The organism is Hydrogenimonas urashimensis, from assembly GCF_016593255.1.
In the GTDB taxonomy this organism is placed as follows: domain Bacteria; phylum Campylobacterota; class Campylobacteria; order Campylobacterales; family Hydrogenimonadaceae; genus Hydrogenimonas; species Hydrogenimonas urashimensis.
The window spans coordinates 652821-667500 of record NZ_AP023212.1 but is presented as its reverse complement, the minus strand read 5'-3'; the positions used below and the strand labels follow the sequence as shown (position 1 = coordinate 667500).

Annotated in this window: 12 protein-coding genes and 2 rRNA genes (1 of these 14 running past the window's edge); 13 read left to right on the top strand and 1 reads right to left on the bottom strand. The window is 48.7% G+C overall.

The genetic code is table 11. The features are described 5' to 3' along the window. From JMG82_RS03290 to argH, 4 genes are all read left to right on the top strand, one after another. Positions 1-214 (top strand): 23S ribosomal RNA (locus tag JMG82_RS03290); it begins 2950 nt to the left of the window's first position. Positions 215-475: 261 nt separating this feature from the next. Beyond that, positions 476-591 (top strand): 5S ribosomal RNA (gene rrf / locus JMG82_RS03285). 168 nt (positions 592-759) lie between these two features. After that, positions 760-1050: a c-type cytochrome gene (locus JMG82_RS03280; protein WP_201353513.1), complete on the top strand. Its 291-nt coding sequence runs from the start codon at positions 760-762 to the stop codon at positions 1048-1050. Positions 1051-1153: 103 nt separating this feature from the next. After that, positions 1154-2545 (top strand): argininosuccinate lyase, encoded by a 1392-nt coding sequence (argH, locus tag JMG82_RS03275; RefSeq protein WP_201353512.1) that lies wholly within the window; start codon positions 1154-1156, stop codon positions 2543-2545. 40 nt (positions 2546-2585) lie between these two features. On the opposite strand, the gene JMG82_RS03270 is transcribed toward argH, so the two are convergent. After that, positions 2586-2942 carry a histidine triad nucleotide-binding protein gene (locus JMG82_RS03270; protein ID WP_201353511.1) on the bottom strand — a complete coding sequence of 119 codons (357 nt, stop codon included), beginning with the start codon at positions 2940-2942 and terminating at the stop codon, positions 2586-2588. 151 nt (positions 2943-3093) lie between these two features. On the opposite strand from JMG82_RS03270, the gene pheS reads away from it, so the two are divergent. From pheS to JMG82_RS03225, 9 genes are all read left to right on the top strand, one after another. Further along, on the top strand, positions 3094-4086 hold the full coding sequence (gene pheS / locus JMG82_RS03265) for a phenylalanine--tRNA ligase subunit alpha (protein ID WP_201353510.1): 993 nt from the start codon (positions 3094-3096) through the stop codon (positions 4084-4086). Further along, a complete protein-coding gene (gene pheT, locus JMG82_RS03260) occupies positions 4083-6416 on the top strand; it encodes a phenylalanine--tRNA ligase subunit beta (RefSeq protein ID WP_201353509.1) in 2334 nt (777 codons plus the stop codon). Before pheS ends, pheT begins: the two co-directional genes overlap by 4 nt. Then, the gene (aroA, locus tag JMG82_RS03255) at positions 6413-7699 is read left to right on the top strand and encodes a 3-phosphoshikimate 1-carboxyvinyltransferase (protein WP_201353508.1); all 1287 of its coding nucleotides are present in this window, start codon (positions 6413-6415) and stop codon (positions 7697-7699) included. Before pheT ends, aroA begins: the two co-directional genes overlap by 4 nt. Further along, positions 7690-8520, top strand: coding sequence for a 4-hydroxy-3-methylbut-2-enyl diphosphate reductase (locus tag JMG82_RS03250; protein WP_201353507.1), 831 nt, complete (start codon positions 7690-7692; stop codon positions 8518-8520). Before aroA ends, JMG82_RS03250 begins: the two co-directional genes overlap by 10 nt. 59 nt (positions 8521-8579) lie before the next feature. Continuing rightward, positions 8580-10247, top strand: a complete 1668-nt coding sequence (locus JMG82_RS03245) for a 30S ribosomal protein S1 (RefSeq protein WP_236579176.1) — start codon at positions 8580-8582, stop codon at positions 10245-10247. Positions 10248-10268: 21 nt separating this feature from the next. After that, positions 10269-10745: a hypothetical protein gene (locus JMG82_RS03240; protein WP_201353505.1), complete on the top strand. Its 477-nt coding sequence runs from the start codon at positions 10269-10271 to the stop codon at positions 10743-10745. 1 nt (position 10746) lies between these two features. Further along, the gene (gene serA, locus JMG82_RS03235; RefSeq protein ID WP_201353504.1) at positions 10747-12333 is read left to right on the top strand and encodes a phosphoglycerate dehydrogenase; all 1587 of its coding nucleotides are present in this window, start codon (positions 10747-10749) and stop codon (positions 12331-12333) included. 132 nt (positions 12334-12465) lie between these two features. After that, on the top strand, positions 12466-13887 hold the full coding sequence (locus JMG82_RS03230) for a TolC family protein (protein WP_236579175.1): 1422 nt from the start codon (positions 12466-12468) through the stop codon (positions 13885-13887). Then, the gene (locus tag JMG82_RS03225; RefSeq protein WP_201353503.1) at positions 13884-14675 is read left to right on the top strand and encodes an efflux RND transporter periplasmic adaptor subunit; all 792 of its coding nucleotides are present in this window, start codon (positions 13884-13886) and stop codon (positions 14673-14675) included. The genes JMG82_RS03230 and JMG82_RS03225 overlap by 4 nt, the downstream gene beginning before the upstream one ends. Positions 14676-14680: the final 5 nt, after the last annotated feature.

Genomic DNA, 14680 nt, shown 5'->3' with positions numbered 1-14680 from the left:
GACGAACCACTGGTGTACCGGTTGTCCCGCCAGGGGCACCGCCGGGTAGCTATGTTCGGATGAGATAACCGCTGAAAGCATCTAAGCGGGAAGCCAACTCCAAGATGAACGCTCCCTGAAGGTCCGTCGAAGACTACGACGTTGATAGGCCGGAGGTGTAAGTGCAGCAATGCATTTAGCTGACCGGTACTAATAGACCGTTTGACTTGCTTTTTTCTACGCGTGCTGCCGCCTTGTTGAGTGTTGCGCAAGGCGTTGCAAGATTGTGTGGACTGCTGAATGAACAACTAATAACTAAAAACTAAAAATTGAGGAAAATCGCTTCGCTCTTTTATTTTTAAATAATTGACTGCGAAGCAGCTCACCTGAGTTTTTAGTTTTTAACTTTTAGTTTTTAGTTGAAAAACCACCGTTTCCTCAAGCCACATGGAAGCAAAGAGAGCCAAGCCAACCAAGGTTGTCTTGTCCCTCTTTGCCCGGTGCCTATAGCGAGGGGGTCATACCCAGCTCCATCCCGAACCTGGAAGTCAAGCCCCTCTGCGCTGATAATACTGCACCCCTCGGGTGTGGGAAGGTAGGTCGGTGCCGGGCTGGAGGTTTTCTACTCTTCTCGTTAATCTTCCAAATATTCAATCTTCCTAACAATTTGTGCAAAAAAGACGATACTACCTAAGATTTACTCATCATCCAGCAAAATCCATACAGGAATAAGACCAAGGTCGTAAAATGAATAGAACAATCATCGTTATGATATCACTTATGTTTTGTTTCATCTCTTTGGATGCTTCCGTCTTCAAAGGACAGAGAGCCTATATGAAGCTATGCAAATCGTGTCACAAATCAGGAGGAAAACTTGCCAAATCCCATACACAAGAGGAATGGGAGGAGTATTTTGACAATAACGCCAAACTGCTGAAAAGCGCCCATGCAAAAGATTCCAAAGTGATGGATATGCTCAACTCCGAAAAATTCAATAAAAACCTCAAACACATGAAACAGTTTTTTTACAAATATGCGAGTGATTCGGGAAATGTTCCCGCCTGCAACTGAAGCCCTTCCAAAAACAATGTGTCGGTAATAAAATCATCCATTTTTCCTTTTGTGCGAATCTGACAATTTTGTTACAATACCGAACTTATTTCAGGAGTTCGTTATGGGGAAAATGTGGTCAGGTCGTTTCAGTGAAAACGCTTCCGCTTTGCTGGATCAATTCAATGCATCATTGAATTTCGATCGGAAACTTTACGAATACGATATCAAAGGATCTCTCGCGCATGCGAAAATGCTGCATGCTCAGGGTATTTTAAACGATCAGGAGTATCGCGATATCGTCGAGGGGATGCGTAAAATTCACGATGAGATCGAATCCGGAAAGTTCGTTTTTGATATTTCGGATGAAGATATCCATATGGCTATCGAAAAAAGACTGACACAGTTGATAGGCGATGCGGGCAAAAAACTTCATACAGCCAGAAGCCGCAACGATCAGGTGGCACTTGATTTCAGACTCTATGTACAGGCTCACAACGAGATTATCAGAGAGCTGATTTTGAATTTGATCGATACTTTTCTATCCGTTGCGAAAAAACATGCTTCAACGATGTTGCCGGGAATGACCCATCTACAGCATGCTCAGCCCATCAATTTCGGATTTCACATGATGGCTTATGCTTCAATGCTCAAGCGCGACTATGAACGTTTCGAAAGCAGTTTCAGCCGAAACAACTTTTCACCCATTGGCTGTGCCGCGTTGGCTGGAACACCTCATCCTGTCGATCGGGAGATGACCGCGAAAGATTTGGGCTTCGAGGGACCGACGCTAAATTGCCTCGATACGGTCAGTAACAGGGATTTTGCTCTTGAGATGCTTTTCAACATTGCAACGATGATGATGCATATTTCACGTCTGGCAGAAGAGCTGATACTCTGGTCGAGTTCGGAGTTCGGTTTTGTCACATTGAGTGACGCCTATTCGACAGGTAGTTCAATTATGCCGCAGAAAAAAAACCCTGACGTTCCCGAACTGCTGCGCGGAAAAACAGGACGAACATACGGAAATCTCATCGCGCTTCTGACTGTCATGAAAGGCTTGCCTCTGGCATACAACAAAGATATGCAGGAGGATAAAGAGGGGACGTTTGACAGTGTTGAGACAGCTGAGATTTCGCTCACGATTCTCAATGAAGTGATCAAAACGATGTCGGTCAACAAAAAGAGAATGGAACAGGCGTGCAAAATCGGCCATCTGAGTGCCACCGATTTGGCAGATTATCTGGTCGAAAAATGCCATATTCCTTTCAGAGAAGCCCATTTCATCACCGGAAGGGCTGTGGCGTTGGCGGAAGAAAAGGGAGTCGATCTGAGCGAACTTGATTATGAAGACCTCCGATCGGTCGATGAGCGGATCTCTCCGGATGTGCTCGAATACCTCTCCATCCGACACTCGATGAATGCAAGAAATTCGGAAGGTGGAACGTCGACACAGCGCACTCTGGAGCAGATCGAAACGCTGAGACGTTGGCTGGAAAGCAAAAAAGAGAGTTGATAAATAGAGCATTCAGGCCATGGAAGGCCTGAAAAATCTATCAGAGATTTTTGTGGGTCTCATCCTCTGTTAGATGGGTCCACTTTAATCGCGCTCCTCCAAGAAGGTGAAAATGCAGGTGTGGCACTTCCTGCCCGCCGTCTTTTCCGTTGTTGACGACGAGCCGATAACCGCTTTTGTCCAGACAGAGTTCTGCTGCCACCTGCTGGATGAAAGGTGTCATTTTCGCCATCAATTCCGGTGAAACCGACTGGAAGTTTTCCACATGAACTTTCGGTATGATGAGAATGTGGATCGGTGCGATCGGATTGATATCGTGAAATGCCAGGAACTCTTCGTTCTCCAGCACTTTATTTGCCGGGATCTCTCCATCGACAATTTTACAGAAAATACACATCGGCGATTCCTTCGGCTTGAGTTTTCCGTATCATTATACCAAAGCTGTCAGTATCGAACCCGATCCCCGGAGGTTCAGTCACCCCTCTTTTTTTACTGCCTCTTAATGAATAATGTTATACAATCGCCCAATTCTAAGAGAAGGATGATGCGTGGAGCATTGGATTGAGAAAATAGACGCCGCTGAGACGTTGGAAGATCTAGAAGCGATACGAATTGCTCTGTTTGGCAAGAAGGGCGAACTTTCGAAAGCATTTGCCCAAATGAAAAATGTTCCTGCCGAAGAGAAACCCAAAGTTGCAAAAGAGCTCAATCAATTGAAGCAGAGACTGACAAAAATCTTCGAGGAGAAAAAAGAGAGACTCGAAGAGAAAGCGCTCGAAGAGAAGCTCAAAGCGGAATCGATCGATGTTTCGCTCTATACACCGAGACCGCAGAGCGGCGCCCTCCATCCTGTTATGAAGACGATGGACAAAATCATCGAACATTTCGCCTCGCTGAACTTCTCCGTAGAAGCGGGCCCATTGGTAGAAGATGAGTTTCACAATTTCGAAGCGCTCAATCTGCCCGACTACCATCCAGCCCGGGATATGCAGGATACCTTCTATTTCAAAGACGGCAAACTGCTGCGTACACATACATCGCCTGTCCAGATTCGCACCATGATGCGCCAGAAACCTCCCATCCGCATGATCTGCCCCGGGTCGGTTTTCCGTCGCGATTTCGATTTGACCCATACGCCGCAATTCAACCAGGTGGAGGGTTTGATGGTGGATGAAAAGGGAAAAGTTTCGTTCGCCAACCTGAAATGGATCCTGGAAGATTTTCTTCGTACAATGTTCGGAGATGTCGATGTACGTTTCAGACCGAGTTTTTTCCCGTTTACCGAGCCTTCGGCGGAAGTGGATATAAGCTGTATCTTCTGTGAAGGGAAGGGGTGTCGGGTCTGTTCACAGACCGGCTGGCTCGAAGTGCTGGGATGCGGTATGGTCGATCCCAATGTTTTCAAAGCGGTCGGATACGAAAATGTCAGCGGATATGCTTTCGGTCTGGGAGTCGAACGATTCGCTATGCTGCTGCATCAAATACCCGATCTGCGCTCTCTTTTCGAGGGTGATCTACGTTTACTGGAGCAGTTTCAATGATAGTGACACGCAATTGGCTGGAGGAGTGGGTGGACCTGGGAGGTCTCACTACGGAGGAGATTTGCAAAAAGCTCAATGCCATCGGGCTTGAAGTCGATTCACTGAGGAAAATCAAAATTCCCGAAAAGATTGTAGTTGGCTATGTCGAATCCTGTGAAAAGCATCCGGATGCCGACAAATTGAGTGTCTGTCAGATCAACCTGGGTGCGGCGGTCCGGCAGATTGTATGCGGTGCGAAAAATATACGCGCAGGGCAGTACGTTCCTGTGGCAACGGTCGGCGCTATTATGCCCGACGGCATGAAGATCAAACATGCGAAACTCCGTGGAGTGGAAAGCGATGGTATGGTCTGCTCGAGCAGTGAACTCGGCCTTCCGAAAATCGGCGAAGGCATACTGGTACTCGACGATTCGATCGGTCCGCTCGAAATCGGGAAGGAGCTGCGTGAATATGAAGCGATCAACGATGATGTCATAGAAATTGAACTCACGGCTAATCGGGGCGATTGTCTGAGTATCCATGGCATTGCCAGAGAACTCTCTGTCAGTTTCAACCGCCCGATGAAATCGTTTGAATTCAGAGAAAAAGAGAACCAAAAACTCGGTATAGGAAGGATTTTTCAGCTTTTTCACCAGGGGAATCCACCGGTGAGCATGCTTTACAGAGCGATCGATATCGACCATATACGCCTTCCTCTTCTGCTTAACTTGCGTCTTGGCTTGGTGGACATCGAGTCTTCGACGCCTCTTGACGGATTTATCGATTACGCCATACATGCCAGCGGCGTTGTTTTGCGGGAGTACGGTTTTTCAAAGCTGGCGAAAGGCCATGAGAAGGCAAAAGTGACTCTAAAAGAGTTCGACAGCGGCCTGGGCGCTGTCGAAGTCGACGAAAAAAGGGTCTCTATCGTGGGTATTGAACAGGATCCTTCCTTCAAGGCGGATGCCGGAGAGAAAAGTGTCATTCTGGAAGCAAGCTATGTCGCACCCGAGATAGTGGCACCGGCTGTCAAAAAGTTGGGGCTGAAAACCGATGCACTCTATTACCGGACTTCACGCGGGAGCGAACCGGATCTCGATTTCGGCATGCGTCTGCTGCTTGGGCTTCTTGAGCGGTATGCGAAGATCGAAATCTATGCAGGATGCAGTGAGTTTGTCTTTGAAAAGGAACCACTTACCCTCGATATTTCTCTTCAGGAGATCGAGGAGTTGGTGGGGCAGGAGATAGAGCTGACGGTTGCTGTCAACATCCTGGCAAAACTCGGATTTACGATTCAAAGGACCGAGGACGGAAAGATCATTTTGGATGTGCCTCTTTTCCGTCACGATATTCAGAACAAACAGGATATCATCGAAGAGATAGTCCGAATCATTGGAATCGACAATATCATCTCCAAGCCTCTGTGCTTTCATGAAGCAAACCGCGTCACTCGTGACCTGGAACTCTATCGGTTTATCCGAGATATGCGTCTAAAAGCGGTCGCCAACGGATTTTTTGAAACATTGCACTATATATTCTGCGATAACAAAAGGGTCAAAGAGCTCGGTTTCGAACCAGTAAAAGAGGAGAAAGCGCTGATCAATCCTATCACGGGGGAGATGGACGGACTTCGGCCCAGTCTGATGGTTACGATGCTCGACTCGCTGCAGCGCAATGTGGCTATGTCGAAAAAGAGGATTCCGCTTTTTGAAACGGGACGTGTCTTTGATGCCGACAGAAATGAATCTTTTCATGTCCTTTTTGCTTACTGCGGCGAAAAAGAGGCCGAATCTGTCTCCAATGCCGGGAAACCCGGGATGATCGATTTTGCCACATTCGTCGATAGACTGGCTGCGATCGTAGGAACGATTGAACTGAGAAAATGTGCGGCCGAGAACAGGCTGATGCATCCTTACCTTTCCGCGGAAATACTGATCGATGGCAAAAGAGCCGGCATCGTCAGCAAGCTGCACCCTGTGGTGGCCCAGCAGTTTGATCTGCCCGATACTTTTTTTGCGGAATTTGAGATGGAAAAACTGCTGAGAAGAGATCGTCATGCCCATGCGATCAGTGCTTTCACCCCTGTTCAGAGGGATTTGAGTGTCGTCGTGCCCCGGACAACACTCTTTACACAGATCCGTGAGGCGCTGGAGGGAAGCCTTCCGCAGGAGGTACAGAATTTCTATCCCATCGACCGCTATACGGATGAGTCTTTGGGAGAAGAGATGAGTCTGACACTGCGCTTTTTGATCTCATCGATGGAAAAGACCCTCGAAGAGAGTGAAATCAATGCGATCATGGATCGCATCCTGAAAACATTGCAAGAAAAATGCCAGGCAAGACTGCGATGAGATGGCTCGAAGTAGAAAAATGCAGCGCATTTGATCTGGTATGCGATTCGATCGCCAGTGACAAATCGATCTCCCACCGCTGTGCAATGTTTTCGCTGCTTTCCGACAAACCGAGCCGGATACGGAACTATCTTCGGGCCGAAGATACGTTGAATACACTGGAAATCGTCAAAAAACTTGGCGCCGAGGTGAAGGAGGAGGGGGATACGGTAATCATTACGCCGCCGCAGCAGATGAAAGAACCCGACGATATTCTCGATTGCGGCAATTCCGGTACAGCCATGCGGCTTTTCTGCGGCTTTCTCGCATCGCTTCCGGGGCATTACGTGCTCACAGGCGACAAATACCTTCGCAGACGTCCGATGAAGCGGGTGACGACGCCCCTGACGCAGATCGGAGCGAAGATCGACGGCCGTGAGGAGGGCAATTTCGCGCCGCTGTGTATCCGCGGAGACCGGCTGAAATCGTTCAGTTACGAAAGCCCGATCGCTTCGGCACAGGTCAAAAGTGCAATGATCCTGGCCGCTTTGCGAGCCGATGGAGATTCGACGTACCGGGAGCCCGAGCTCAGCAGAGACCACACGGAGCGGATGCTTCGCGGCATGGGTGCCAATATCGAAAGCTGGGATGTGATCACCGTCGAGCCGATGCGCGGGCCTTTGCAGCCTCTTGAGATGACGGTACCGGCCGACCCGTCGAGCGGTTTTTTCTTCGCCGTGGCCGCCGCCATTGTGCCTGGAAGTCGTGTCGTCATAGAGAGAGTCACTCTCAATCCAACAAGAGTCGAAGCCTATACGGTGCTGAAAAAGATGGGCGCGCATGTGGAGTTTCTTGAAAAAGAGAACCGGTACGAGCCGATCGGCAATATCCTTGTACGATACAACGGACGCCTCAAAGGCGTGGAAGTGAGTGACAGGATTGCCTGGCTGATCGACGAATTGCCGGCACTATCGATCGCCATGGCCGTAGCGGAAGGAGAGAGTATCGTAAAAAACGCCAAAGAGCTTCGCGTCAAAGAGTCGGATCGTATCAGTTGCGTGATCAAAGGGCTTAAGGCGTGCGGCATCCGGTGTGAAGAGTTTGAAGACGGCTACACAATAGAGGGCGGAGAACTGCACGCTGCGGAGATAGAGAGTTGCGGAGACCACCGGATCGCGATGAGTTTCGCCATAGCGGGGCTTCTAGCCGGCATCAGGATCAAAGATATCGATTGTATCGAAACATCGTTTCCCAATTTCCTGGAGCTGCTGAACAAGATAACGGAGATTCGTACATGGAAATAGAGATTGCACAGAGTTACGGATTCTGTTTCGGTGTGAAACGGGCGATCAAGATAGCGGAAGAACACCCCGGAAGTTCGACACTGGGACCTTTGATACACAACAATATGGAGATCGAACGGCTTAAACGGGATTACAATGTATCTTTGGCCCATTCGCTTGAAGATATAAAGGAGGGGAGTGCAACCGTCATACGTACCCATGGTATTCCGAAAAACGATCTGAGGAGGCTCAAGGAAAAGGGTGGCAAAGTGATCGACGCCACATGTCCCTTTGTGACCAAACCCCAGCAGATCGTGGAGGAGATGAGTGCCGAGGGGTACGATGTGGTCATTTTCGGCGATGTGAACCATCCGGAGATCAAAGGGGTTATGAGCTACGCAACAGGGCCGGTCTATGCGGTACTGAGCGTGGAAGAGGTGGCGAAACTCCGCTTGAAAGAGCGTGTTGCCCTGGTCGCCCAGACGACGCGGAAAATCGAGGAGTACAACAAGATTATCAACTATCTCGTGCCCAGACACAAGGAGGTGCGGGTTTTCAATACGATCTGCAATGCGACATTTGAAAACCAGGATGCGGCGCGTGACCTTGCCAAAAGGGCCGATGTGATGATCGTAATCGGCGGAAAGCAGTCGTCCAACACCAAACAGCTCTATACGATTTGCAGACAGTTCTGTCCCGATTCCCACCATATCGAGTCCAAAGACGAGTTGCGTAAAGAGTGGTTCGAGGGAAAGCAACTGTGCGGAATCACGGCGGGTGCATCGACGCCCGAATGGATCATCGAAGAGATTATTGGAAAAATAAGAGAATTTAAAGTATAATACCAAACTTTAAAATCACGGGTGTTTCAATGGCACCTGAATTACGGAAGGAATCAGGTATGGACAAGGCCTCAATGGAAGAGTTTGAGAACATGGAGGAAGATTTCGCGTCGATGTTGGACGCGTATGAGAAAAAGGAGCAGGGCGGAAGTATAACGGATGGTGTACTCGTAGAGATTCGTGAAGGTGACAACCAGGCATTGGTCGATGTGGGCCGCAAGCAGGAGGCGGCCGTCAACCTCGATGAGCTCAAAGATGAAGAGGGTAACCTCAAGTTCAGTGTGGGAGACACAATTCCTGTCGTTATTACCGGATACCGCAACGAGCGGCCCCAGGCTTCCTATTTGAAAGCGATCCGCAAAGCGAATGTCAGAAAATTCATCGAAGAGCACGAGAATGATGCGGAGAATATGGTTGTCGAGGGAAAAGTCGTTCGAAAAAATCGCGGCGGCTATTTCGTGATAGGAAAAGAGAATATCGAATTTTTCATGCCGATGAGCCAGGCGGCGTTTGCGATGGGGAAAAATCCTATCGGCAAAGAGATCAAAGCGGTTATTTTGAAGCTCGACAAAGATCGTGACTCCATCGTCGTATCGCGAAGAAAGTACCTTGATCAGCTGCGCAAAGAGAGAAAAGAGATCGTCGACAGGCTGATGGAAGAGAACAAGGTTGTCGAAGGTACGATCAAAAAGATCACAAGCTACGGCATGTTCGTCGATGTGGGGGGAATAGAAGGGCTTGTCCACTACAGCGAAATCAGCTACAAGGGCCCGGTAAACCCCGCGACGCTCTATGCGGAGGGTGACACCGTCGAAGTCAAAGCGATCGGCTACGATCCGAAGAAACGCCATCTCTCCCTCTCCATCAAACAGACCATGCCTGATCCGTGGGAAGAGATTATCGATCAACTGGAAGAGGGTGATACGATCAAGGTCACCGTCAGCAACATCGAACCCTATGGCGCGTTTGTCGATCTGGGCAACGATATCGAAGGGTTCCTGCATGTCTCGGAAGTCTCATGGGATAAAGATATAAAGAATCCGAAAGACTACCTCAATGTCGGTGACGAGATCAACGTAGAGGTTATCGAAATCAATCCCGAAACACGCAGACTGCGTGTTTCATACAAAAACCTCCAGCCCAAACCTTTTGAGGAGTTTCTCCAGCAATACAAAGAGGGGGATGTCGTCAAAGGGACGGTGACGACACTGACCGATTTCGGCGCTTTCGTGCGTATCGGCAAGGTCGAAGGACTGCTTCACAACCAGGATGTCTCCTGGGAGAAGGGTTCTAAAGCGAAAGATCTGCTGAAGAAGGGTGACGAGGTCGAGGTCAAAATCATCAAGATCGATCCCGAACAGGAGCGAATCAGTCTCAGCAAAAAGGCGCTGGAAGAGAGCCCGATCGACCGTTTCGCCAAAGAGCACAAAACCGGTGACATCGTCAAAGGAAAGATCCGCGACGTGAAGGATTTTGGTGTATTCGTCGAGCTTGAGGACGGTGTCGATGCACTGATCAGAAAAGAGGATATCGCTCCGCTGAATATGGAGGAGCTCAACAAAGGGGATGAAATTGAGGGGGTGATCGTCATGCTCGATCCGGCTTCCAACAAGATTCGCCTCTCTGTTCGCCGCCTCGAGCGCCAAAAAGAGCGCGATGCATTGAATGCCTTCAACAACAGTGAAGATCGTCTGACGATCGGAGATATCATCAAAGATCAGCTCTAAGTTTCCGTTATGAACCGCCTGTTGATTATCCTTTTCGGGGTAGTGTCGACAGTGGCGGTTCTGATTCTGCTTTTATCGCTTTATCGCTATGCCAATCATAATGAAGAGAACATCTATACGAGTCCGCTTGAGAGAAAACATTTTGAGCGTCATGAAAAAAAACGAAGTGTCGGTGCCAAATGGCTGGAGGATCTTGCCGCGAAAAAGAGACCTTCACACGCCTATGCTGTGACGGAAATGGAGATCGATCTTCCTTTAAAGAAAAAACCGAAGCCGCACGAAGCCTATCGGCTTATTCTGAAACAACTCGACAGTTACAAGATGTTCTGTATCAGGCAGATACTCGATAGAAACGGTATCGATTACGCCATTTTCCGCAAAAAGGAAAATGGTATACTCATGATTCACAATCTTGACAAAAAGAGTCTGAATAGAATTGTGAAATTGGTAAAAAAATACGATATCACCATCGAAACAGAAAACTATGTAAAGGAATAGGATGAAAAAGCATGTTGTAATGGTATGTGACCATATCCATGAGAGCGGACTCGAGATGCTCGCTTCCCAGCCGGATATTGAGTATATCAATGTAGCCGATTTGCCCAAAGATGAGCTGCTTAATGTCATCGGCAAAGCAGACGTGGCCATTACAAGAAGCTCGACAGAGGTCAACTCCGCTTTTTTGGAAGCCGCGAGCAATCTCAAAGCGCTGGTTCGCGCCGGTGTCGGTGTCGACAATGTCGATATCGACGGATGCAGCAAACGCGGCATCATCGTGATGAACGTACCGACGGCCAATACGATTGCCGCCGTCGAACTGACGATGGCCCACATGCTGGCCTGCATGCGGGCATTCCCCTATGCCCACAACCATTTGAAACTCGATCGTGTCTGGAAGCGTGAGAAATGGTACGGCTATGAGTTGAAAGACAAAAAGCTGGGCATCATCGGGTTCGGAAATATCGGAAGCCGGGTCGGAAAACGTGCCAAAACCTTCGAGATGGATGTCATTACCTACGACCCTTATATCGACCCTTCCAAAGCAACCGATCTGGGGGTTGAATATACAACAAACTTCGACGATATTCTTGCCTGCGACATCATTACGATCCATACGCCGAAAAACCAGGAGACGATTGGAATGATCGGCAAAAAAGAGATCGAGAAGATGAAAGAGGGTGTCGTCCTGATCAACTGCGCCCGTGGAGGGCTTTATGACGAAGAGGCGCTCTACGAAGGTCTTAAAAGCGGAAAGATCCGATTTGCCGGACTCGACGTGTTTGTCAAAGAACCCGCCACGGACAATCCGCTGCTCGATCTTGACAATGTAACGGTGACACCCCATCTGGGAGCCAACACGTACGAATCGCAGTACAAAATCGCGACCCAGGCCGCTCAGCAGGCGCTGGATGCGGCCAGGGGGATTAGCTATCCCAATGCGCTCAATCTTCCGATTCGAGAGAGTGAAATCCCGGCTTTCGTCAAACCCTACCTCGAATTGACGCAGAAGATCGGGTTTCTGGCCGCGCAGGCGAACAAAGGTGCCATCAAGTCGATCAAAATTGTGGGAGAAGGCGGTATCGGAGAGTATATCGACTCTCTTGCCACATTCGCAACGGTGGGTGCCTTGAAGGAATCTCTGGGTGAGACCATCAACTATGTCAATGCCGATTTTGTGGCAAAAGAGCGGGGTATCGATATAATCAAAGAGTCGTCGCCCACGGCCGGTGCCTACAAGAGCAGTGTCCGCCTGAAACTGACGACTGACAAAGAGGTGGTCGAAATCGCGGGAACAAGCTTCAATGAAGATGTTCAGCGTATCGTTGAAATCAACGGATTCGCCCTGGACGTGGAGCCAAAGGGACGGATGATTCTTTTCAAGAACACCGACGTGCCCGGTGTTATAGGCGATGTGGGACAGATTCTCGCAAAACACCATGTCAATATCGCCGATTTCCGCCTCGGAAGAGACAAAACGGGTCTTGCCCTGGCTGTGATTATCGTGGACAACGATGTCTCCGAAGAGGTTTTGCGCGAACTCGATGCTCTGGAAGCTTCCATCTACGTAAAATACGTTATTCTTTAACTCCGAAACCGAGGTTATCAAGCGATGACTTGATAACCTTGCCTTATAAATAATATAAATTTAAATTTTATACAGTACAATACTCCTAATTTTGTTGTAAAATTAGAGACTTTCTTCGTCAAAGGAGCAGGTATGAAGAAGATGTTGTTGGCAATGGCTGTCACATTGCCCCTTTTCGCCGTTCAGCAGAATCTCACGCTCGAACGGGCGCTCGAACTTGTGAGGCAGAACAATATCGAAGTGAAGGTAGCTGAGCAGGATGTATTGATAAAGGAGCAGGAGCACCATGAAGCGGTCGGGTACAACTTTGGTCGTCTCGACCTTGTTGTCAACGCTCTGCGCTCGAACGACGCCGGAAATGTCTTCGGGTTCAAACTGCAGAGCCGTGAAGCCACTTTCAGAGATTTCGGCTTCAGCGATTTTCTCGCAGGGGCTGGTCAGGCTTTGCAGATGTCGGGTGGAGACTTCGGACGATTTTCCCAGATCATGGGCGATCCTGCCTTGCAGAATCAGTTGCTGAACACCGCTCCAGACGATCTGAACTATCCGGATGCCCGAAACCATTTTCAGGAAAAAATCCAGTATCAGATCCCGGTCTACGTGGGAGGAAAGCTACTGGCGTATGGTAAAATTACCGATAAGATGACGACGATCAGCAAACTCGATCGCCAGAAAGTGCTGAATCAGAAACTGTTCGAGACACGAAAGACCTACTACAATATCTCCCTTGTAGAGAACTTTATCAAGAACCTCAATACCATCTTGAAAAATGTCGAAGATCTGGAAGAAACGGTCTCCAACATGGTAAAAGAGGGGTATGCGCTCGATATCGATCTGCTGCAGGTGCAGACGAAGAAAGCCGATGTGCTGCGCATGATCAACCAGGCGAAACTCAACCGTGAACTTGCCTACCAGTATCTCTCTTTCCTGCTCAACGATACGGTCATCTCCATTGTCGTCGTCGACAACGATGTGCCTATGCCCCGGATGAAAAGAGACGAGATGCTCCAAAGAAACATCGATATCCAAAAGGCCCATATGGGTCTGGAGGTCACCGACCTTGCCATCGGTGCCGAAAAAGCCAATTTTCTTCCACAGATTGGCGCTTTTGCCGAGTACGGCAGTGCCGATGACACTTTTTTGAATGACTTCTCCGACAAAGATGCCTATACCATCGGCGTTCAACTCAAATGGAATGTCTTCAACGGATTTATCGATAAATCCAAGTACGAGAAGGCAAAAATCCAGAATATGAAGATGCAGCATCAGGTTGAACTGGCCAAGAAGGGTATCGGACTGCAAATCGACAAAATCATAACATCGATCAAAAGCAAAGAGTATGACATCCAATCGCTTCGCGAAAAGGTGGAATATACCCAGAAAGTTTACGACAATTACTACAGCCGATACAAAGAGGGGTTGTTGTCGATCAACGATGTGCTGATCAAAAACAGTGAACATATCCAGGCTGTTTTGAGTCTTGTCAAAACACGGTTTGAGAGAAACAACAAAGTCTTCGAACTTGAATACATCATCAACAAAGGAATCCTATGAGAAAGATAATTCTGCTGATCGCCCTGTTTGCTGCCGGATTGAGCGGTGCCGAACTGACACTGACGGGAAGTGTCGTATCGGATAACCAGAAGATGATGACGAGCCGCTACATGGGCTTTGTGAAAAAAGTCTATGTCGTGGAGGGTGAACGCGTCAAAAAAGGGCAGCTTCTTTATACGATCGATTCCAAAGAGATCGACAGTGCCAAATCCCAAGTGGAGCTGGCCATTTCCCAGGCGGAGCTAGCTCTGCAGATGAACCAGAACCAGTACAACAATATCCTGACCAACCTGGCACGCCACGAACGGCTCTTCAAAAAAGGTATGGTCAGCAAATACGAGCTGGAGAATCTTCAGCTTGCCGCGGAAAATACGAAAGCGATGATCGAGATCGCCAAGAAACAGGTGGCCCAGGCCAAAGCGAAACTGGCAGAGGTGAAAAACCAGTACAAGTATCTGGCAGTGCGCGCACCCAACGATGCCGTTGTCGTAGAAAAACGCATCAACGCCGGCGAAATGGCGATTCCCGGCATGCCCGCGATCATACTGACCGACTTGAGCCGACTGAAAATCATGACGGAAATTTCGGAGAGCGATCTGAAAGATGTCAAAGTGGGCCAGAAAGTGATGGTGGAAATACCCTCTATCGGACTCAAGCGTGAAGGCAAGGTCTACGCGATCATTCCAAGTTCCAACCCGATGACACACCAATTCAGAATGAAGGTCTCTTTCGATTACAAAGGGCAGCCGGTCTATCCGGGAATGTACGCCCAGGTCACGATCAAATAAAAAGG